This window comes from Rummeliibacillus sp. BSL5 (genome assembly GCF_052928305.1).
Map to the genome: position 1 here is coordinate 1,657,514 of NZ_JAVGCV010000001.1, position 21,080 is coordinate 1,678,593.

The 21,080-nt window shown below is 38.1% G+C and carries 19 protein-coding genes; 8 read left to right on the top strand and 11 right to left on the bottom strand.

Annotated elements, in window-relative coordinates:
• Positions 1-9: 9 nt before the first annotated feature.
• Genes RCJ93_RS08355 through RCJ93_RS08370 form a run of 4 tightly spaced genes read right to left on the bottom strand, consistent with a single transcriptional unit; the run spans position 10 to position 4,602 of the window.
• Positions 10-1,269 (bottom strand): glycosyltransferase family 2 protein, encoded by a 1,260-nt coding sequence (locus RCJ93_RS08355; protein ID WP_446738798.1) that lies wholly within the window; start codon positions 1,267-1,269, stop codon positions 10-12.
• Entirely contained in the window at positions 1,262-2,710 is a 1,449-nt protein-coding gene (locus RCJ93_RS08360) for a DUF2334 domain-containing protein (protein WP_446738799.1), read from the bottom strand. Before RCJ93_RS08360 ends, RCJ93_RS08355 begins: the two co-directional genes overlap by 8 nt.
• Complete coding sequence (locus RCJ93_RS08365) at positions 2,700-3,554, bottom strand: diguanylate cyclase domain-containing protein (protein WP_249775445.1); 855 nt, start codon at positions 3,552-3,554, stop codon at positions 2,700-2,702. Before RCJ93_RS08365 ends, RCJ93_RS08360 begins: the two co-directional genes overlap by 11 nt.
• On the bottom strand, positions 3,538-4,602 hold the full coding sequence (locus RCJ93_RS08370; RefSeq protein WP_446738800.1) for a glycosyl hydrolase family 8: 1,065 nt from the start codon (positions 4,600-4,602) through the stop codon (positions 3,538-3,540). The genes RCJ93_RS08365 and RCJ93_RS08370 overlap by 17 nt, the downstream gene beginning before the upstream one ends.
• Before the next feature lie 423 nt (positions 4,603-5,025).
• Between RCJ93_RS08370 and RCJ93_RS08375 the strand changes: the two genes are divergently transcribed.
• Complete coding sequence (locus RCJ93_RS08375; RefSeq protein WP_066784405.1) at positions 5,026-6,480, top strand: MFS transporter; 1,455 nt, start codon at positions 5,026-5,028, stop codon at positions 6,478-6,480.
• Positions 6,481-6,752: 272 nt separating this feature from the next.
• Positions 6,753-7,244 (top strand): TspO/MBR family protein, encoded by a 492-nt coding sequence (locus RCJ93_RS08380; RefSeq protein ID WP_150283622.1) that lies wholly within the window; start codon positions 6,753-6,755, stop codon positions 7,242-7,244.
• A gap of 37 nt (positions 7,245-7,281) precedes the next feature.
• Here RCJ93_RS08380 and RCJ93_RS08385 read toward each other — a convergent pair whose 3' ends face one another.
• The 6 genes from RCJ93_RS08385 to RCJ93_RS08410 form a co-directional block, all read right to left on the bottom strand.
• Positions 7,282-7,995 carry a CAP domain-containing protein gene (locus tag RCJ93_RS08385; protein WP_066784393.1) on the bottom strand — a complete coding sequence of 238 codons (714 nt, stop codon included), beginning with the start codon at positions 7,993-7,995 and terminating at the stop codon, positions 7,282-7,284.
• Positions 7,996-8,130: 135 nt separating this feature from the next.
• A complete protein-coding gene (locus RCJ93_RS08390; protein ID WP_150283621.1) occupies positions 8,131-8,586 on the bottom strand; it encodes a GNAT family N-acetyltransferase in 456 nt (151 codons plus the stop codon).
• Between the two features lie 156 nt (positions 8,587-8,742).
• Positions 8,743-9,417: an N-acetylmannosamine-6-phosphate 2-epimerase gene (locus RCJ93_RS08395; protein WP_446738801.1), complete on the bottom strand. Its 675-nt coding sequence runs from the start codon at positions 9,415-9,417 to the stop codon at positions 8,743-8,745.
• A gap of 1 nt (position 9,418) precedes the next feature.
• Entirely contained in the window at positions 9,419-10,294 is an 876-nt protein-coding gene (locus RCJ93_RS08400) for an ROK family protein (protein ID WP_446738802.1), read from the bottom strand.
• Positions 10,295-10,303: 9 nt separating this feature from the next.
• The gene (locus RCJ93_RS08405) at positions 10,304-10,975 is read right to left on the bottom strand and encodes a FadR/GntR family transcriptional regulator (RefSeq protein ID WP_251645345.1); all 672 of its coding nucleotides are present in this window, start codon (positions 10,973-10,975) and stop codon (positions 10,304-10,306) included.
• A complete protein-coding gene (locus RCJ93_RS08410) occupies positions 10,953-11,669 on the bottom strand; it encodes a FadR/GntR family transcriptional regulator (RefSeq protein WP_251645344.1) in 717 nt (238 codons plus the stop codon). The genes RCJ93_RS08405 and RCJ93_RS08410 overlap by 23 nt, the downstream gene beginning before the upstream one ends.
• Before the next feature lie 193 nt (positions 11,670-11,862).
• Here RCJ93_RS08410 and RCJ93_RS08415 point away from each other — a divergent pair, with 193 nt between their 5' ends.
• From RCJ93_RS08415 to RCJ93_RS08430, 4 genes are all read left to right on the top strand, one after another.
• Positions 11,863-12,732 carry an N-acetylneuraminate lyase gene (locus RCJ93_RS08415; RefSeq protein ID WP_446738803.1) on the top strand — a complete coding sequence of 290 codons (870 nt, stop codon included), beginning with the start codon at positions 11,863-11,865 and terminating at the stop codon, positions 12,730-12,732.
• A 92-nt stretch (positions 12,733-12,824) separates the two neighbouring features.
• Positions 12,825-14,366: a sodium:solute symporter gene (locus RCJ93_RS08420; protein WP_446738804.1), complete on the top strand. Its 1,542-nt coding sequence runs from the start codon at positions 12,825-12,827 to the stop codon at positions 14,364-14,366.
• Positions 14,367-14,549: 183 nt separating this feature from the next.
• Positions 14,550-15,668: a C39 family peptidase gene (locus RCJ93_RS08425; RefSeq protein WP_150283615.1), complete on the top strand. Its 1,119-nt coding sequence runs from the start codon at positions 14,550-14,552 to the stop codon at positions 15,666-15,668.
• 48 nt (positions 15,669-15,716) lie between these two features.
• Positions 15,717-16,772, top strand: a complete 1,056-nt coding sequence (locus RCJ93_RS08430; protein ID WP_150283614.1) for a DUF5776 domain-containing protein — start codon at positions 15,717-15,719, stop codon at positions 16,770-16,772.
• 192 nt (positions 16,773-16,964) lie between these two features.
• Here the strand turns inward: RCJ93_RS08430 and RCJ93_RS08435 are convergent, their stop codons facing one another.
• Positions 16,965-17,828 (bottom strand): pentapeptide repeat-containing protein, encoded by an 864-nt coding sequence (locus RCJ93_RS08435; protein WP_150283613.1) that lies wholly within the window; start codon positions 17,826-17,828, stop codon positions 16,965-16,967.
• A 184-nt stretch (positions 17,829-18,012) separates the two neighbouring features.
• Between RCJ93_RS08435 and RCJ93_RS08440 the strand changes: the two genes are divergently transcribed.
• Entirely contained in the window at positions 18,013-19,362 is a 1,350-nt protein-coding gene (locus RCJ93_RS08440) for a uracil/xanthine transporter (RefSeq protein WP_446738805.1), read from the top strand.
• A gap of 82 nt (positions 19,363-19,444) precedes the next feature.
• Positions 19,445-21,076: a gamma-glutamyltransferase gene (gene ggt / locus RCJ93_RS08445; RefSeq protein WP_446738806.1), complete on the top strand. Its 1,632-nt coding sequence runs from the start codon at positions 19,445-19,447 to the stop codon at positions 21,074-21,076.
• Positions 21,077-21,080 lie beyond the last annotated feature (4 nt).

The window sequence follows — 21,080 nt, forward strand, 5'->3', positions numbered from 1 at the left end:
TTCTCCTCCTTACTTTGGCTTCTTCGCAAAGCGCTCTGTTTTATACCATTTGACTTCTTGGCCTGTAATCAAACGCTTGATTTCTAAATATAAAGAACGAACCACTAACACAATCCACATCTGTGAATATGTAAAATACATGGCGATAACATATATGAAATTCTTCCAATTCATCTCTGTTTTTTCAATACTTAATGTGACCATCACTTCTCCTAGGAAGAGTAAAAATGCAAGTCCCCAGAGAATTAAGGAGATATTGCCAATGCTAAGGCCGATATCATAGAACAAATTGATGATAAATAAAGCATTCGACAGAATTACTCCAAAGAAAAATAGGAAATAAGTGAAAAAGAAATAAAACAAATCAAAGATAATACTCTTTCTCTTCAGTGTTAAAAATTGGCGAAGAAACTTTAGCACAACATATTGATTACCACGCGCCCACCGTGTTCTCTGTTTCCACCATACACTCAAGGTTTCCGGTTCTTGTTCCCATGTAATAGCTTTTGGGAAAAAGCGGATATGGTAGCCAAGATTATAAACACGAATGGTCAGCTCTGTATCCTCTGCTAATGCCTTCACATCCCAACCGCCAAGCCTCTCTAAAATACTGCGGCGAATAGCAAAGTTAGTACCAGGGATGGTGGCAACACGGAACCATTTCCAGCGTCCGCCTTGTGCCATCCACTGAAAACAAATCGTTTCAATATTGATAAAACGAGTCAGCCAGGTTTCTTGCGCATTGATGACACGGAATTTGCCGACAGTTGCTGCGGCTTTGGGGTCATTTTGAAGTCCCATCACCAAGTACCAAACCGCCATTCGCTCCGGCGTATTGTCCGCATCATATACGATAACAATCTCGCTGGAAGAGTCAGCAAGCGCAGAATTTAATGCAGAGGATTTGCCTTTTCCCTTATTCGGTTCCACTGTTTCAAGGACTCGGATAAATGGGTATTTTTCCGCAAACCTACTTGCAATCAACCCCGTATCATCAGACGAATTATCATTAATAACAATGATTTCAAGCTTATCCTTGGGATAATACAACCGAGACATCGCTCGTAAAGTCTGTTCGATAACGAGTTCTTCATTGTGGGCTGGTATAAAGATACTAACAGTTGGCAGCTCCTCCATATTTCTGGACCATTCAGGAATGGGCTTTTCAAAACTGCGGAAATGGAGATAGCCCCCTTCCATTAGAAACATATGATATAACAGCATTACCCATATAAGAAATAGTGCTATATAAAATAAAAGATCAGCCATGCTCATTCCTCTCCTCAAACAATCGCTTGCGCAATGTGATACGCAAACGAAGCGTATTTATGAAAAAAATCACTACAAATACTGTTACAACCACTAGAATAGCCCACAAAATAACTTCAAAAGGCCTTTCCTGGAAATACATTTGTAGCCGATCCTTTATAGTAAATGACTTCTTCACGTGCAGGGCTCCGCTTTTTTCCTGTTTGATATCTACTTTCTTTGTCTTGACTTGAAGCTGACTCTTCCGAAAATCAATCCATTCAATTGGCATTTGGGTATCTTCTAATGTGCTGATGATTTTTTCCATCAAGGGAGATCCTAGATAGACTGGATAAGGCATGCCTATCGCTGAACCTGGCACATTTCTTAATTGAGTAAGCGATGCCTGAAACTGATTAATGGACGTCTCCGTTGATTCTTGTATCTGATTTACATTTATCGGATATATTATATGACCATCCTGTTTTGCCATATAAAAGTGTTGGCTATGTTCATGCAGGGCAGCCGTAAAGCCTTTAGTTGGATTGCTGATGATTGTAGGATAGAGCTTATTTAAAACCATATATTCCAAACTATTATCTACTTCATTGCCAGAAGGAGATAGAATAAGCGATGCCCCTCTTTGTTGAAGAGAACGCAGGTACTTAACCAGCTTTTTGTTATCCTGAATATAATAGGATGAGCCATCTTTCTCTTTGTAAATCGGCGTAATTGCTAGATGAAGTGGAATGTGACGAGAAGAAAGCTCGTTGATTGTTTCTTTTAGCTTTGTTAAATTGGTTTTCATATTTATATTCGTTAGGACGATATAGGCTGGATGTGTATTTTGAAACTGTATGCCCAGCACTTGGCTAAAGAGATGCGGCCAGCTGTAGACAAAGTCTGTTGACGACATCAAATCGCCCATATAAGACCAGTTTGAATGAAGGGAACGCGATACAAATGGCACTTTTTGCGTTAACGTAGAGGCATGTACAAGGACTTTCCATTGTTCTTTCGGCGGAATTATAGCATGCCACCTAATTGGTTCTGTCAACGAATAGTTGCCAATTTTGCGTAGTTTTATATTTTCACGGTCTCTCCACTTTCCGAAGGGTTTTAATTGCGTAGCATTTTCGCCAATAGCAATTGCCGGCCCTTTGAAATGTTCCATTGCTCTTTTTGCTTTAAGGGGAACTTTCTCCTTATAGGTGCTAATAAACACTAGCCTACGATATTGCTTCAAGTTGTTATCAGTTAATGATTCTACGGGGAATATATCGACAGACACTACAGATTCCAACATCTCCTGCAATGCTACGATGTCTTCATTGACTCGCCCGTCGCTTGTCATATAGACGATTGCAGTGTCCTTTTCTTTGGCAGAAGCATATGTATTTCCTGCATAAATAACACTTCCTAAAAGAACAAGAGTAAACAGCCAAAACTTCTTATAGCTCACTTGTCCTCATCTCCCTTTCCATCTCTCCTAGCAATTCATCAAGGGTACGCTCGCTATTAGGTGTATAGGTAATGTAGCTTGTTTTGTATTGGAGTGTTATCCATTTGCCATTGAGTAGTTGATGATTTTTGAGTATGTCATCCAATTTTTGATAAATGATATCAATTGAAGCGTCAGATGTTTCTGTCAACAGCAAACCGATTTCATTCTGCTGATACCGAAACTTTTTATCAATATGACGGAGCTTGCCTGTAATTCTTAAAGCTAACTGCTTCCAAAGATTATTTGCTTCTTTCATGCCATATAGTTTCTTAAATTGACTATAGTTCTCAAGTTTTAAGAGAATAAAGGTGAATGTATGATGATAACGATCAGCTCTTCGCATCTCTTCATTTAATGTCAAACGCATACGCATCTCATTGTCAAAACCCGTCTCCGGATCCACCGCTACAAAATTCTTGATATCTTGTTGAAGCCTTTTGTTATACTCCTGTTGCGTCACAAGTATTCCTTGTATCTTCCCTGCGGCGAGGACGCCAAGCAAAAGTACAATCCCGTATCCTAAAAATAACTGTAATGGCATACGAGTCGCTGATACAGCTTCTCCTGAAAACTCCGTATAAATCAGGGCTGTACCTGTTATAAACAGATAAATTAAACTGCTAATTAATCCTGCTACCAACCCACGCCACAGAGTAAAGAAAAAGATAAGAAGCAATAGGATATATAATAACAGCCGTGTATTCTCACCATTCAACAAAAAATAAGGGGGCAATTGACTCAGTATAATAAATAAAGCCCCAAAGCCAAATAATTCTCTTAGCCATTTACTTTTTAGTTGCATGCGCCATCTCCCTTTCTGCTAATAATGGGGATAGATTATCAAATGCATGAGTTTCTTTTGTTTTTGCATCATAGTAACCAGATTTTTTATTAATTTTCATTTCATTCATTTTCCCATAAAATTCTTGGGCCATTTTGATGTCTCCTGCTTTAAGCATATAGCGTGTAGCAAGTGCGTAAACTGCAGGTGATTCATACTGCACAGAGGGTTTTTCAGTACTTGCTGTATACCTCCCATAAAGTTTATGTTCCCTTCTATATATCTTAATAAGCCATTTTTTGAAAGTTTGGGTATTTTGACCAACAGATGCTTGGTGATATGCGACATAAAGCTGATCAACTAAATGCAAATCATCGTCATATACGTACGTTTGATTATCAATCTGATAGGCCTTTGGATAGGTATCATTTTTTGATAGAGGCGCCTTACTTAAAATCGATAGCTGCTTTTGATATTGTTCCTCTGTAAGAACATCATGTTTTTTCATTTCCTTTAAAGATTGTGGCATTATATAGCTCAGCGTTAATACATTTGCTTTTTTATATGTATCTACATCTACATAATCAACAAAAAAGCCATCCTGCATTCCGTCTTTTACTAGCGATTGGCTGATTGTCTTCCCTAACTTGGTATATGCTGCACTATGCCATTTGTCCCCTGCTTTTAGTAAAATACCTGCAATTCTTTCATCATCAATCAATGCATTGACAGTTGCCTGCTTTTCTCCATCAATTTTCCATGCAAGCAATCCGTTCTTTAAAAAATGGTCTTTAATCACTTTTACTTGTTGATGAAAACGTTCCTGGTCACCTTTTTCATATAAATAAGCTAACCATAAACCGGCAGATTCAGATAAATAGACATTTTTTTGATCAGTTAAATTCGTGCGCAAAAGCCCATCCTCATTGATTAAATGATTAATCACAAATTTTTCGGTAGATGAAAGAGGCTTTACTTCCTGGTATTGAATACTTTTCTTCATGCAGCTCGTTAATACAAGCAAACAACATATGAGCAGCAGACATATACTGATACCTCGGCGATTCAAATGGCTTCCCTCCAATAAAAAATACATATATTAATATACCTTATTAGTGTCGAAATTTGTTGAATTTGTATGAAATAAGAACCTATTTCACTCAGAAAAAGATTTATCTATTTTTAATATGTTTATAGGCTGATTGAATAGGGAATCAGAACATGGTGGACATTATGGGTTGTTAAATTTAGTTTCTTCTATTATAATAGTATACCTATTCATCATTAGGAAATGCGTTTATCTTTTTTCACATCTAACAACTTCATAGTTTCATCTCTTTTCACTCATTACTTTGCAACAATACAACTGAATATGGTCTCTTAAAAGGTACGGAGATTGTTTTTAAGTTTCCGCTATTTCTTTTAAACATAGGTATCTTTTTGGAGCTTCTCGAAAATAGCAAAAACTAAATAGAGGAGCTGTTTTAGAAATATGGTACAAAAAAATCTTGATATTGAGCCTTCGGATATTAATATCGTAAGCTCAAAGAAAGCAAAGAAAGCTGTATTTGCAACAGGTGTAGGTAATATGATGGAATGGTTTGATTTTGGACTTTACGCATACCTAGCCGTTGTAATCAGTGAATTATTCTTTGCAGGAGTAAGTAACCCCAGTCTTCAACTCGTCTTTACATTCGCCACTTTTGCGGTTGCTTTCTTAATTCGTCCACTCGGCGGCATATTCTTTGGCCGGATCGGGGACAAATATGGACGAAAGATCGTCTTAAGTACGACCATTATTATGATGGCAATCTCTACCCTCTTAATCGGTATTTTACCCACTTATGAACAAATCGGTGTTTGGGCACCTATTTTACTGCTTGTAGCACGCATGATTCAAGGCTTTTCAACAGGCGGCGAATACTCAGGCGCAATGGTCTATATTGCAGAATCTTCTCCTGATAAAAAACGTGGGACTCTTGGCAGCGGCCTGGAAATTGGTACGCTCGTTGGCTATATTTTTGCCTCTGGGGTTGTCACACTACTTACTTTTATGCTGTCGCATGAACAAATGCTATCATGGGGATGGCGTTTACCGTTCATTATTGCAGCGCCAATTGGTTTAGTCGGCCTTTACTTGCGCCGTCATTTAGATGAGTCTCCTGTATTTGAAGAGATGGAAGAAGCTCGTGAAAATGAAGAACACATTCCATTTAGGGATATCATCAAGTACTATAAAAAAGATTTACTTCTAAGTATTGTAATTGTGGCTTTCTTTAACATTACAAATTATATGATACTGTCATACATTCCTTCTTATATGACAGAGGTATTGCATATTCACAATACAGTAAGCTTAGTCATTTTGTTAGTTGTGATGATGATTATGATTCCACTTGCACTCTTCTTTGGTCGTTGGAGTGATAAGATTGGTAATAAACGCATTGTTCAAATTGGTTTGCTTGGTACGCTTATTTTAGCAGTCCCTGCATTTTCAATGATGGGTTATGGCCATATCGGCTGGATTTTCGCTGGCGTCTTTTTGCTGGGCTTTTTCCTAAGCTGTTATGAAGGTACTATGCCGTCGCTATTACCAACACTTTTCTTCTCAGATGTCAGATACCGTGCATTAGCTGTATCGTTTAACATCTCTGTTTCAATTTTTGGCGGTACTACACCACTTGTAGCATCTTATCTTGTACATGCTACAAAAAATCCGTTGTCACCTGCCATCTATCTAATGGTGATTAGTATTATTGGCTTCGTGATCTTTACATGGTTATTCCGCGATACATCTGGACGTCCACTTAAAGGCTCATTCCCAGCTGTGGATTCACGTAAAGAGTTTAAAGAAGTCCTAGATCAAGACCCAGATGATGTCCTTTGGTGGCAATCTGAAACTATGGAAGCAAAAGAAGCAGAACTTCAGGCAAAAATGGCTGACTAATGTTTATGTTGTTAGATGTAGCAACCCCCTCGAATTTAATCGAGGGGATTTTTTATTATGGGACAGTTTTTCTATAAGACGGAATCTGTAAAGTCTGGGGAGTAAATTTTAGTTTAGCGTTAAGTAAATCATCGAATTGCGGTAGTATTTTGCCTCGGGGCGGTGGTAAATTACTTTTAAACGACAGTAAAAAATTTATCCGTTAAGATTCATCAGGTATTGTTTGGATTACTACTACAAGGGAAAGATGATAGTCAGGAGGTGTATTTTCTATGGAACTATTGAAAGTTAATGGAAAGATGGATACAAAGAGCTTAGCCAAGCATGTCCTTGTCCCTATTATTGGCGGTTCTATAACCGGTTGGCTTGCCAATCGACATGCTCAAGAGAAATATAAGAAGCTGAAAAAACCTTCGTTTTCTCCACCTTCCGCCGTTTTTCCCATTGCCTGGACTACATTATATGGATTAATGGGGCTCGCAAAATATAGAGTATCCAAACAGCAAGAAGGTAAAAGAAAAAAGGAAATTTCCATCTATGAACTACAGCTTGGACTTAATTTCTTATGGTCATTTTTGTTCTTCCGTTGGGAGCTTCGTGGCACGGCATTAGTGGAAATGACCGTATTACTGGGCGCGATTGCACTTACTGCCTATGACTTCTTCCAAGTGGATCGAGCAGCAGGTACATTGATGATTCCTTATATAGGATGGGTTATCTTCGCGCTAAGCTTGAATTATGCTACATGGAAATTGAACGAATAAAAAGGATATCTCCCATGAGATATCCTTTTTTCTCTTCTTATTTTGTTAGGAAATGCTGCGTCCAATAGAAACGTTTGTTGCTTTTATCGTAATAAACGCCAACACCCATTTCCTTGAAGTTTTTATTTAATATATTTTCGCGATGCCCTTTTGAATTCATCCATGCAATCATTACTTCTTTCGTGGATGGATAACCATAGGCAATGTTTTCGCCCATTCCTGTAATATTTATGCCAATATGGCTAGTAATTAGGTTAGACCATGTTTTATACTTTCCGCCATCGTGGCCGAAATAATTTTTTTGTGCCATTTCTTTACTCTTGTAATAAGCTGTGTAGTTCATCACTTTATTTTCTTTAAGAGGTTTTAAGCCTGCTTTTTTTCGTTCTTTATTAACAAGCGTGATAATCTTTGATTCTCTTTCACTGCTGCTCTTTCTTTTTAAATCCTTAAAGTCAGCTAGTTTTACATAGCCCTTTAAGCCTTTTTCGCTAAAGTAAGCCCAAGATTTACCTTTTGTAATCTTCAGCTTTACGCGTACTTTCTTGTCAATATATCCAACAGCCGTATTTTTTGTGCTTGCACCCTTACGTACATAAGTTTTCTTCGTACTCAGCATGTAAGTTTGCGTTGTCTTTGTAGCCGCAGATGCTGTTTTAGGACCTGCATCTAAAACGCTTGGGGTTGCTGGGACAACAGCAAGGGTAGCTGCTAACACAATCGATAAACCTGTAACTAACCATTTTTTCATTTTATTTCCTCCCTTTGAAATAAAAATGCACATTGTCTAACATATGTATACACATGCTAAGATAACACCTTATACCCTTTTTTGCACTACATAAACAAAAAAATCCAACTTTATTCGTTGGATTTTTTTAAAAATTTAGTTCGAAATATCCTTAACCATTACTTTCTCTCCTTTGGTATCTAGTTCACCGGTGAAGAAGAACCCATATTGCTGATACAAATGGATAGCATGCTTGTTGTTATCATATACGCTTAAATAGATTTTCTTACACTGATACTTCGCAATCAAATGCTGGATTAATTGCTCAAGAAAAAGACGACCATAACCCTTTCCTTGGTAATGCGAATCAATCAAAAACCGATCTAGCCACACTCGTTGTCCCTCTTTTTCATCCTGAAAGGCACCATACATGGCGAACCCTACAGGAATGTCGTCTACATACAAACCAACGGGGACAAAATTGGCATTCTCACCGGCTTCCTCTAAGCATTCTTGTGTTGTTTCAATAAACCCTTCTTGCGCTTTAGCTACATGCAGTGCTAAAATTTCATCTTTGTTGGAGATGGTAATGTTACGAATACTCGCAACCATAATTTCAAAACCCTTCTTATCAAATTTAATACTTCATTTTAATTATATAAAATTATGTGTGATTCACCCAAATATTATGTATATATAAGAACTCACCAGATATTTGATATATATAATAAAAGCCTTTAACCTTGGTGAGATTAAAGACTTTACAGTTTAAAACTTTTCCACAAAGCGCTGAGTGATTTCTTTTGGCCGTGTGATTGCTCCTCCAACTACACATGCGTGTGCACCTATCTCCATGCATCGCTGATACATTTCAGGGGTCAAAATATTGCCTTCTGCAATAACTGGTATCTTAACTTGACTGAGAACGTTCTTAAGAAATTCAAAGTCATTATCATATAATTTCTTCCCCTTTGTTTTTTCTGTATAGCCATGCAATGTCGTAGAGATACAAGTGAAACCCAATCTCTCTGCTTCGATTGCCTCTTCAAGCGTTGCAATATCTGCCATCAGCTGGCATTCAGGAGCCTTCTCTTTCACATACGCAACCAACTCACTTAAATGAATGTCACCAGGGCGTTTTCTGCTTGTTGCATCCAGCGCAATCATGTCACATTGGCTTTCTAGCAATTCATCAATTTCTTTCGTAGTGGCTGTAATATAGATATCACTATCTCTATAATCGCGCTTTACTATGCCTACAATAGGCAAATCCACTTCTTCTTTAATCGCTATAATATCTTCCTTTGAGTTTGCACGTATCCCTTTTGCGCCCCCCTGCCAGGCAGCTAACGCCATCTTTGACATGATAAAAGAACTGTGTAATGGTTCATTCGGTAAAGCTTGGCATGAAACAATCAGACCGTCTTTGACTTGTTGGATCATTCTACTTTTCCTCCTTAAAAAATGGGTATACAGCGCCGTACAAGGCTGCATCATTATAAAGTTGCGCCATTTTAATTTCCGTCTTTAAAAAATGGGATGGCAAGAACTCCTCCACCTGTTCTTCAATGAGGTGCAATAAAAAGTCTCCTTGTTGAGAAATGCCTCCACCAATTATTATGCAGCTTGGATCAACCAACAGGATAATTTCAGAAAGCCCCCTCGCGACTTCCTTACACCAATCTCTAATCATAGCGGTGCAGCTCACATCACCTAGTTTCGCTTTGTCGAAGGCATCTTGCACTGTAAAATCAGTGCCTAATTCTTTTACAACCTTCCTTGATAAAGCAGAGGTGGAAGCCCTCATTTCATAGTTTGTTTTAGAAGCAGGGTCATATAATAAATAGCCGACCGAGTGAGCTTGCAAATGGTAGCCATCTACAATTCCCTCATCATAATAGGCACCACCTATCCCCGTACCTAGTGTAATGCAATAGACTTGATCGTGATGTTGCGCCGCACCTTTCCATATTTCGCCCAACAATGCGGCATTTACATCATTCTCAACATGAACAGGCAAATCAAACTTTTCAACTATATGTTTTTTAAACGAAGTGCCTTTATAATTTTTAATTGTAGGACCGGCGTATACAATTTCGCCTCTCTGCCTATCAACAATTCCGGCTGTGCTTATACCGATTCCATTTATTGAGCTTACGCTTAGAAATTTTTCTATTATCTCGTCTACTTGTTGTAAAATAGCAGACTCCATATTTCTCTTTGTAGCTACTTTTCCCTTATCAATTAGATGAAGCTGCTCATCAACCAATCCATATTTAATATAGGTGCCGCCGATATCTATTGTTAAATATTTAGCCATGGTAGCCCCCTATGCACGTGTATTTTTCATGTGATTTGTCAAAAGCTTTTTGGCTCGTTCTGCGTCTCCCGCTAGCAAGGCTGCAACTATTTCCTGATGTTCTTTAATAATGGCTTGATATTCTGCATGGGTCAGCTGTACATGCTGCACTTGGAAAAAGTAGCTTGTAATCATATTAGTCATTTGTATAAACAACTCATTGCCCGTTGCTTTCAAAAGCTCCTTATGGAAGGCAAGATCAGCATTTCTGAATTCTTCCGGGGTTGTAAGTCCTGCACTATTTTCCACCAATTCTTTTAGGCGATTTAATTCGTCCTTGCGATTTGCCTTCACAATTTCATCAATAGCACTTGATTCAAAAAGTGCCCTTAAGCCCACAATTTCTTTCATTTTCCCGCTATTGATTTGCCATAAGAAGAAAAAGTTGTCCAATAAATTTTCAAAATTTGTTTCGTTTAAAAATGCTCCATGTCCTTGGCGTACAGTAATGATTTCCGTATTTTCAAGAAAGCTCAGTGCTTCTCTGACCACAGATCTGCTCACTCCGAATAACTCTGTGAATTTCCTTTCAGTTGGGAGCTGGTCGCCAGCTTTTAATTCATGATCAATAATATATTGCTTAATTTCTTGGATGATCATTTTCTTTAATGACTTTCTTTCAGATGATTGAATCGGCTCCATCGTCAGGTGTCTCCTTTAATTGTTGAACCAATTTAAAAATAGGTTCAAAATGCTTTTTCATTTTATTTTGCGCTTCATGAAGGTTTCCTGTTTCTATAGTTTCAATAATAGCTTTATGTTCTGTATATGCTTGTAGCAGTTCGTCTTCTTTTTCTTTTACATCAATACAAACGAATGAAAAGTATTCGTTGATAATTTCACTAAATAAATAGTACGTACTATTATCAGTAGCTTTCATTAAAGCTTGGTGAAATAGTCGATCATACGGCTTAGGATCATCCTTTGCTATAATCGCTTGAAAGTATGATTCATTTAAGTTTGTTAATTCGGTTGTATCTGCGAGCGTATTATTTTCAATGATTAATCTTAGAGCACCCATTTCAACAATCTCTCGCGTTTCAATTAATTCTTTAAGCTTTATCCCGTACGTATCATAATGAAATTTCAAGATTTCTGTAATAGAATCAAGCTTTGGTTCTGCAATATAAACTCCGCCACCTGATTTGATAGTCAATATGCCAATGGTTTGGAGAGATATGAGCGCTTCTCTAACAACCGTTCTACTTACCTGAAGCTTGGCTACCAACTCTTTTTCAGATAGGAATCTATCATTCGGTTTGTAATCTTGGTCTTTGATATAATTTTTTATTCGATCAATTGCAAGGTCGACCAAAGATATCTTCTGGATAACCATCTTTCACCTTCTTCTCCTCTTTTTTTCTATCATAACGACTCTGATCTATAAGCTGCAACTATATGAAAACCCTTACAAAAAATATTGACTTTTCAATTTGAGCCTTTTATGATGGTACTAACTAAAAATTGGTCTGACAATATTATATATTTTGCGTATTGTTTTATCAATTAGTAAATAGGAGGAATGAGTAATGAAAGGTTTATTTTCTGCATTGCTTGTACCATTTGATGAAAATGGTCAAATAATTGAACAAGGTTTACGTGATGTCGTAAGGTTTAACATGGATGTTCAACAAATTGATGGACTTTATGTAAATGGAAGTTCAGGAGAAAACTTCTTACTTTCCACGGAACAAAAGAAGCAGATCTTTCAAATTGTAAGCGATGAAAATAAAGGTAAAGTTAAATTAATTGCACAGGTTGGCTCGCTTAATCTTAATGAAGCAATTGAGCTTGGTAAATATGCAACAGAACTTGGATATGATAGCCTTTCTGCCGTCACGCCTTTCTATTACAAATTTACATTCCAAGAAATCAAAGCTTACTATGAAACAATTATTCGTGAAACTGGCAACGATATGATTATTTACGCTATTCCTGCGCTTACTGGTGTTTCTATGTCAATGGCTCAGTTTGATGAGCTTTTCCAAAATGAAAAGATTATAGGTGTGAAATATACAGACGGTAACTTCTTCTTACTTGAACGTCTTAGAAAACAATATCCTAATAAACTTATTTACTCAGGGTTTGATGAGATGTTAATTTACGGAGCGATCAGCGGTGTCGACGGAGCAATCGGCAGCACCTATAACGTAAACGGAAAACAAGCAAAACAAATATGGGATTTATGCCAAACCGGCAAAGTCGCAGAGGCCTACGAAGTACAACATAAAACCAATGATTTGATTGAAAAGATTTTAGAGCTTGGCTTGTATCAAACGTTAAAAGAAATTTTGAACGTAAAAGGCATTCAAGCCGGCACCGTCAAACAGCCAATGTCTTCTCTTGATCCGGCAAAGAAAGATGCAGTTAAACACCTTGTGGAAAAATATGAACTATAATTTTTAGCAATCTTTTAGTAGATTGCTACGGGCTAAATTGAAAGAATTTTGTATAAATAAAAAATGTTTTATTTATTGAAAGGGTGAGTTTTATGGAGAAAATTAGCTTTGGAACGGCCAATTGGGCGGTACTTGTTCTTTATTTGCTGGCTATGTTGGCGGTAGGGATTTATTTCACAAAGAGATCAAGCAAAAATACAGATGCTTTCTTTACAGCTAGTGGCAAAATTCCCGCATGGGCTGCCGGGTTTAGTATATATGCAACGACTTTAAGTGCGATTACATATATGTCAACACCTGAACAGGCTTTTTTATCTGACTGGTCCTATGCAGCCGGGAATCTCACGATTTTGGTGATTATTCCGGTCTTAATCTACTTTTATGTTCCTTTCTTCAGAAAGTTAAATGTGACAACTGCCTATGAATATTTAGAAGCACGATTTGGGGTATCTCTTCGCTTTATTGGCAGCTTGTTATTCACACTGTTCCATATTGGACGCGTAGCCATCGTTATTTATTTGCCGACATTGGCTATCACACTTGTATCTGATATTAATCCGATTATTATCGCTACAGCTGTTGGCGGTCTATGTATCATCTATACATTCCTAGGTGGTATGGAAGGTGTTATTTGGAGTGATGTTATCCAAGGAATTATTCTATTGGGCGGAGCAATTCTGCTTGTCTTTTTAGGGATTGATGCGATTGACGGCGGCTTTTCTACGGTGATGCAAAACGCGATGGACCATGATAAATTAATCACGGCGAAAAACTTCCAATTCGGAGGTGCAGCTGCAGCTATTCCCATTATTTTCTTGGGCTCTATTTTTAATAATCTACATCAATACACGGCGAGCCAAGATGTGGTGCAGCGTTATCAAACCACGAGTTCCATTAAGGAAACCAATAAATCTCTATGGACAAACGGCATTTTAGCTTTGGTGACAATTCCTGTTTTCTTCGGTATGGGAACTGTGCTTTTCAGTTATTACAACAATGTCACTTCACTTCCCGAAGGCTTTAATACGTCTGCTCTTGTTCCTTACTTTATCGTTTCCAGTTTGCCGGCAGGTGTGGCAGGTCTTCTGATTGCTGCTATTTTCGCAGCTTGCCAATCAACTATTTCATCAAGCTTGAATAGTATTTCTGCTTGTGTAACGGTTGATTTTAAACAACGTTTCTTTGGAAAAGATGAGAAAAAAGATGTTTGGTTGGCTCGTATCATCGTCATCATAGCAGGCCTACTCGGTATGGCTGCAGCTCTTTATCTAATTTCAACTAATCGTGCAGAAACATGGAATCTCTTCCTAGCTATTACCGGATTGTTTGGTGTACCTATTGCCGGCATTTTTGCATTAGGTATATTTACAAAACGCGCAAATACACCAGGTGTATTAATCGGCCTATTCTTAAGTGCAATTACAGCGTATTTTGTTCAAAAGACTAATTTAACGCCGTTTACAGTTAGTATCGTTTCATTCTGTTCTGCATATGTATATGGATATATCATAAGTCTGCTATTCTCACGATCAACAAAAGATACAACAGGTTTAACTATCTATACCAAAGATGAAGTTTATAAAAAACCCAATCAAGAAGCAGGAGTGGAGCCTTCAATCGAGAGCATCAGCTAAACAAAAATAGCTTAACCAAGTTCGCTTATTTTTTAAGCGAACTTTTTTAAATAAATATAAAGAAAAAGGACTATAAGCTACATTCCATTTTTTAATTTTTTTGTAAATTAACCCATTAACCTATATACTTTTAGCATGAATGGGTAATACATTATAAATAAATTAACATTGGAGGGACTATAAATGAAGAATAATAGGAAGAAAATTGGCTTATCTACTATAGTGGCTGCTTCGCTTCTATTTGCAGAGCCTTCTCTCTATTCTGTTCATGCGGCAAATGAAACACCCAAACTCCCAAAGGCAAATGAGCTAAATCAGCAAAGAATCTTAAAACAGACACCAGCTATACACGAAGAAAATCAGCGTGTCGATCAGTTGCTAGAGGACACACCAACCAGTGCTACAGAGGCTATTCCTAAAACCGATGATGAAAGCGACGGAGAGGTAAATAAACCAACCAATCCACAAACTCCTTCTGAAGAATCAGATGAAAGTAAAGAAGTTCCACAAACGAAACCACCGAAGGAAACACCTTTAAAGGCAAAACATTTTTACTATAAAAAGATAGATGAAAAAAAGCAGAATTTCTATCTAAAAATCAAAACAGTGCAAAAGAAAAATTACCCTATCTATAAACATAATCCCTATAATGTAGACAAGAATTCCATGAAACCAAGCCACCGCAGCTTCAACTATAAGAGCAAGAAAATGTACATAAGCAGATCTGCTAAAGCTGGCGGAAAACTATGGTACAGAATTTCATATAATGGCAAATTGTTAGGGTGGATTGAAGCAAATGGCTTAAGCGAATATTATAAAAACCTAAACGTAAAGGTCATTAATCAGCTTCCTGAGTTGCCAACTGGTTGTGAAATTACTGCCGTCACCATGATGCTCCAGTATAAAGGAGCCAAAGTGGATAAGATGAAAATGGCCAGGGAAATGCCAAGAACTAGTACATTAAATGGCAATCTAGGCTTCGTTGGCAGTCCCTATAGTAAAGCAGGTTGGTGGATCTTCCCTCCTGCATTGATGAAACTAGTCAAAAAATATGCCGGTTCCTCGGTGAACATGACAGGCAAATCGTTTACATCGATTAAAAAACAAATCAATCGTAATCACCCGGTAGTTGTATGGGTAGCGAATGTCGATGGTTTTGTAAATCACGCATTAACTGTAACAGGTTATGATAATTCAAGAGTTTATTTTAATGACCCATGGACAGGTAAAAAAAGCAGCATGAAAATCAGTACATTTAAAAAACATTGGAAAGATGACAAATATCGGGCAATCAGCTATTAAAGGAGAAACTTAAGTCTTTTATTCTACTATGGAAGTTGAGGTTAACAGATGAAGCGAAAATGGTTAATGGGTTTGATGGCAAGTATTCTCTTGCTCTCCCCTGCGATTGGCAAGGAATCTACTGCACAGGCAAAAGAAGTATCAACGTTCTATAAGACCAATCCTGTGATTGTAAAGGTAATAGCAGGTACCTCCATGTATAAAGATGTTGAATTTAAAAAGAAAGTAAGCTTTGAAAAGAAAGGCACCTATTTGCATGTTAAGCGAATTGTCTCCTCTTCTAAAGGAACACCGCGCCTTCAATTGACGAATGGCAACTATTTTACCGCTCATAAACACTTTGTGGTAAAAACGAAGGGTTATCAAAATCCCAAAGCCTACTATCAAGTTCAATATAAACAAATCAAGCCCACAGGGAAAGTTGGCTATAATTTAAGTCGAGGCTACGAAGGAATCAAGACATGGAAAGTTATGAATAAACTTGGGATTATCGGACCCAACGGCTATGCTAAATATAACGATGCCACATATAATGCCGTACGTAATTTCCAAGCCAAAAATCATCTGCCCGTTACAGGTAATGTGGATATAAAAACTTGGAAGAAATTAGGTTTCAGTGAAGCATCATGGTATAGCATTGACCAGTATATTGCACCACTAAAAGCCTTTGCTTGGGATGGACGTAAAGAACATATCGAAGCGATGATAACACAAAGCTATAAATATTTAGGAAAACCCTATATCGTCGGCGCTTCCTCTTCACCAAGCTATGGACTAGATTGTAGTGGGCTAGTAACGCAAGGATTGTATGCAGGCGGGATTAACCCTGTCCCAGTATCAAGCATCCAACACGCACACCCTGGCAATGAGTGGAACAGCCGCAAACTGTTTGCTTCTTCGAAATTTAAAAAAGTAAGCTACAACAAGCGGCAGCGCGGTGATTTAATCTTTTACTATGAGCCAGGTACACACACTATCTGGCATGTAGCAATCTATCTCGGCGACAACAAAGTAATCGAATCATGGCCACAGAAGGTAATGATTTCACCAGTTGTCAATTCACACTGTAATGTAATTGCAGGTGTAAGACGTCCATTTGTATAAGAGAAATGCCTTTGTTCAAGACGCTGAACAAAGGCATTTTTGTATTGTCATCAATAAAAGTAAATAAGCAAGCATACATGCTTTTCAGAGCTTCCCTCAGAGAAACTGCACGGTTTTATCAAACGCTAGGGTTATTCAGCAGCTCATATTACCTGAAGATTAAAAATATAGAACAGACAGCGATAGCTACCTTTACCAATGAGAAGGTTTCTGTATATATATTGGCAACCGGGTCATCTCATTTCCTTTTGCTGAATTGATTTGCATTTGAGTCAAAAACATACTAGTAGAAAGATCAGCTCCACCCAAATTAACATCTCGTAAATCAGCACCAATGAAATTTACTTCTCTCAAATCTGAATTTCTCATATCTGAAGCAATCAAATAAGCTCCTCTAAAATCAGAAGCCCTTAAATCTTTTCCTTCTAGTTTCTTTCCGATCCAGTCGACTCTTGCATGATCAAAATCTTTTATATTTCGATTACCAGGCAGTTTACTAATCGCTTTTTCCCTAACAAAATTACTTGCTATAGTTAGAAGCTCATTTAAAGAAAAACGGTACATTATTAAATCAAGGGCAAGTAAATCATCTGCATCCAACTCAGTTAAATACTGCAATTTCTTTAACTGTTTGCTCAATTTATCTGCTATATCTTCCGGTATTTCATAAGACAGAGCTTCTGAAACATATGCAATCATTTCATGGAGTTGCTCCATAATTGGAAATACCTGAAACATCTTCTTCCCTATTTCAGGATTTCCTCGCCAACTCTGTCCCTTAAAAGTAACCTGAGAAACGACCTGCCCCGCCCCCAAGCAATCAAAAACTGTACATCCTTTGAAGCCTTTATCTCTCAACTGGCTGTGTATTTGACAGCTGTAATTAGGTTGCAAATTCAGGCAGGGAGTTCCTGCCGGTTTATTAATTGAAAAATCGCTTGAAGCAACAATATTTAGAGCAGTACAACAGAGACTAAAACATTTTGTGCAATCTGCTTTCATTCCCTCTCTGATCCGACGAGCAGCTTCTTTATCAATTATAGTAGTTTTAGACATTGTCATTTCTCACTTCCATCCCATCAATGGTCTATCACCTAAAATATAGCATAATATTTCATACATGTATTTACATTTTTAAGGTATATATATCTAGATTTTAATAGTATTAATAAACCTAATTTCGTTTTATTTTATTTTTTTAGGGAATCTTCTACTAACCTAAAAGATTGGAGGTTAGGTAATGGAACAAAATATGAAAAAAGAAATGAAGAAGGAGTTTTCTGGCCTAAAGGAGCCATCTCAATGGATTGCAGGGATTGAGTGGTTTTTCTTTATTTTCGCCAATATTGTCATCATCCCTTTAACAGTGGGAAAAGCATTTAAGCTTGGACAAGACAGTATTATTACCACATTGCAGTTATCCTTCTTAGTGACAGGAGCAGCTTGTTTATTGCAAGCTTTCATTGGCCACAAAAGAGCCATTCTTGAAGGTCAATCTGGATTATGGTGGGGCATGATTTTATCAATTGTCAGCATGGCTACCGCACAAGGGACTTCCCTCGGGGAATTAGGGGGCAGTTTGACAGTTGGAATCCTGATTTCCGCTGTTTTAAATATAGCTATTGGGTTTTTTGGCTGGGGGCCTGCTATTTCAAAGCTTTTCAAACCAGGTGTCATGGCTGTATTTATGTTACTTTTTGGCATTCAATTAATCCAAATTTTTTTAAAAGGCATGTTAGGTATACCAATGGGTAACGCGCCTGATGATGCAAAAATCAAATTATCAGTAGCGGCCTTGACGTTTATCATCGCAGCCATAATGATTTTTATCAATGTGAAAGCCCCAACTAAATATAGCAAGTATTCACTTCTCGGCGGAATAGTTGTCGGGTGGATTGCTTATGCTCTTATTTTTGGACCAGAGCATTCTGTAAAAACAGATGCTACCTTTAAGTTCCAACTATTTAACTTGGGCAAACCTGCTTGGAATATTGGCATTATAGTGATGGCTGTCATTACAGGCTTGATGAATTTAGCAAATACATTCGGTGCTTTAAAAGGAACTGAAAATCTATATGATGAAGAAACGAGCAAGAAACAATACAAGCGGAGCCTCACCATTTCAGGTGTATTGTCTGGACTGGGTGGTCTATTTGGATTAGTTCCTTATGCACCTTTCGTGTCATCAATCGGGTTTTTAGAACAATCAGGCATTGTTAAGCGCCTTCCATTTGTAATAGGCAGTGTCCTATTTTTCATAATGGGATTGATACCGCCTGCCGCGCATTTCTTTTCCAATATTCCTCTTAGCATAGGCAGTATGGTCCTCTTTGTTGCTTATTTGCAGCTATTAAATTCATCCATGGATTTCTTTAAGAAAATAGAGCTTAACAAGAGAAATGTATATCGCTCTGCCATTCCCCTTTTTTTAGCCATCGTCATTATGATTATGCCTGACTCTTATTTTTCTTCCCTTCCAAAGGTAGTTCAGCCAATTGTCGGCAATGGCTTATTAATGGGCATATTGATGGCCCTTATTTTAGAAAACGTAGTGAAATGGAATCGTATTAAACCACCTTCTAAAAATTAATATGTTTTACCCATATGTAAAAGGGTATGCATAGTTATAGGGACGAAATTACCTATAAAATTTCTAATTTGGAGGTACTTAAATGGTTCAAAAATCCAGGGTATATGGTGAAGATATTGATCCTCGCTACGGCAACTCCTTTATATCTAACAAAAATGCAGTTGCCACACCTAACGAACTTGCTTCCATGGCCGCAAACCAGATTCTTATCAAAGGTGGAAATGCCATTGATGCAATGGTTACAGCCAACTCAGTTCTAGGTGTTGTTTTTCCTCATATGACCGGAGCAGGAGGCGATTCTTTTTGGTTAATTTATGATGCTAAAACAGGTAAACGTCACGCCTTAAATGCAACTGGGCATTCCGGCAAAAATGTCACGCGCGATCAATTCAATCGGGAAGATGGCATGGACATCCGCGGAGCTAAAGCAGTTACTACTGTACCAGGAGCTGTCAGCGGATGGATTGAAGCGCATGAGCGGTTTGGAAAGCTTCCATTAAAAGATTGTTTAGAGCCAGCGATTGATTATGCTTACAATGGATTCCCTGTTGGAGACTCTCTTGCTAAGTTCTCAGAAAGTGCTCTTACATTACTCCGCACATACCCATCGACAGCTAAGGTTTACCTCAAAGATGGTGTCGCGCCGTATATCAAAGGCGACATCCTTAAGAATCCTGATCTAGGAAAAACTCTCGAGAAAATAGCAGTACACGGTAAAGATGCCTTTTACAAAGGTGAAATAGCCGATATGGTTACAGCATTTTTACAAAAAAATGGAGGATTGCTAACAAGAGAAGACTTTGCTAATCACAAAGCAGAATGGGTGGAACCTGTTTCTGTAGAATACGGCGACCGCAAAGTCATTGCGCCGCCGCCCAATTCAGCTGGAATGGTCACACTCCAAATTCTTGGTATGATGGATCATTTAGATATCACAAGCCTAATTGGCCAAGAGGAAAAATTTATTGACTACTTTACTCGGGCTACTGCATTTTCATTTATGGACCGGGACCAATATTTAGATGACCCCGCATTCAATAAAGTTCCAACTGATATCTTACTAAGTAAAGAATACTTTGAAGAACGCGTTAAAAAAATGCATGATCCATCGCTTGGACCTCCGGAAAACGGATATGCCAAGAAAGGCGATACAACATTTAGTTGTGCAGTTGATGAAGAAGGCAATGCAGTTGGAGTCATCCAAAGCCTCTATTGGGAATGGGGCTCAGGTTTCGTCGCAGAAGGGACAGGCATGATGCTTCAAAACCGTGGTGCTTACTTCTCGCTTGATCCAAAAGCGCACAACACTTTGGAACCTAATAAACGCCCTGCCCATACGTTGACTTGTTCCATGGTATTCAAAGACGACAAACCCGAGTTAGTTGTTGGAGCAATGGGCGGAGACGGCGAACCGCAAACACAAGCACTGATTATCATGCGAATATTAAACCAGCATTACTCTGTCCAAGAAGCAATCGATGCTCCAAGATGGCTTCTCGGCCGTACATGGGGAGATGATATACGAGGACTTCGTTTAGAGAGCCGTTATGATAAAGAAATTGCAAAAAAACTCGAGGAGCTAGGGCATATTAACGTTTCCATGGTAGAAAACTTCAGTGACTTGATGGGTCATGCGCAGGCAATTCGCATCTGGCCTGATCGCCTTGAGTCAGGAGCAGATCCGCGTGCTGGCGGACTAGCAATTGGCAACTAACTCG

Excerpts from the sequence above, each read along its gene's own strand:
- RCJ93_RS08355 (WP_446738798.1), bottom strand. The coding sequence starts at position 1,269 with ATGGCTGATCTTTTATTTTATATAGCACTATTTCTTATATGGGTAATG.
- RCJ93_RS08365 (WP_249775445.1), bottom strand. The coding sequence starts at position 3,554 with ATGCAACTAAAAAGTAAATGGCTAAGAGAATTATTTGGCTTTGGGGCT.
- RCJ93_RS08375 (WP_066784405.1), top strand. The coding sequence starts at position 5,026 with ATGGTACAAAAAAATCTTGATATTGAGCCTTCGGATATTAATATCGTA.
- RCJ93_RS08380 (WP_150283622.1), top strand. The coding sequence starts at position 6,753 with ATGGAACTATTGAAAGTTAATGGAAAGATGGATACAAAGAGCTTAGCC.
- RCJ93_RS08385 (WP_066784393.1), bottom strand. The coding sequence starts at position 7,995 with ATGAAAAAATGGTTAGTTACAGGTTTATCGATTGTGTTAGCAGCTACC.
- RCJ93_RS08390 (WP_150283621.1), bottom strand. The coding sequence starts at position 8,586 with ATGGTTGCGAGTATTCGTAACATTACCATCTCCAACAAAGATGAAATT.
- RCJ93_RS08395 (WP_446738801.1), bottom strand. The coding sequence starts at position 9,417 with ATGATCCAACAAGTCAAAGACGGTCTGATTGTTTCATGCCAAGCTTTA.
- RCJ93_RS08400 (WP_446738802.1), bottom strand. The coding sequence starts at position 10,294 with ATGGCTAAATATTTAACAATAGATATCGGCGGCACCTATATTAAATAT.
- RCJ93_RS08405 (WP_251645345.1), bottom strand. The coding sequence starts at position 10,975 with ATGGAGCCGATTCAATCATCTGAAAGAAAGTCATTAAAGAAAATGATC.
- RCJ93_RS08410 (WP_251645344.1), bottom strand. The coding sequence starts at position 11,669 with ATGGTTATCCAGAAGATATCTTTGGTCGACCTTGCAATTGATCGAATA.
- RCJ93_RS08415 (WP_446738803.1), top strand. The coding sequence starts at position 11,863 with ATGAAAGGTTTATTTTCTGCATTGCTTGTACCATTTGATGAAAATGGT.
- RCJ93_RS08420 (WP_446738804.1), top strand. The coding sequence starts at position 12,825 with ATGGAGAAAATTAGCTTTGGAACGGCCAATTGGGCGGTACTTGTTCTT.
- RCJ93_RS08425 (WP_150283615.1), top strand. The coding sequence starts at position 14,550 with ATGAAGAATAATAGGAAGAAAATTGGCTTATCTACTATAGTGGCTGCT.
- RCJ93_RS08430 (WP_150283614.1), top strand. The coding sequence starts at position 15,717 with ATGAAGCGAAAATGGTTAATGGGTTTGATGGCAAGTATTCTCTTGCTC.
- RCJ93_RS08435 (WP_150283613.1), bottom strand. The coding sequence starts at position 17,828 with ATGTCTAAAACTACTATAATTGATAAAGAAGCTGCTCGTCGGATCAGA.
- RCJ93_RS08440 (WP_446738805.1), top strand. The coding sequence starts at position 18,013 with ATGGAACAAAATATGAAAAAAGAAATGAAGAAGGAGTTTTCTGGCCTA.
- ggt (WP_446738806.1), top strand. The coding sequence starts at position 19,445 with ATGGTTCAAAAATCCAGGGTATATGGTGAAGATATTGATCCTCGCTAC.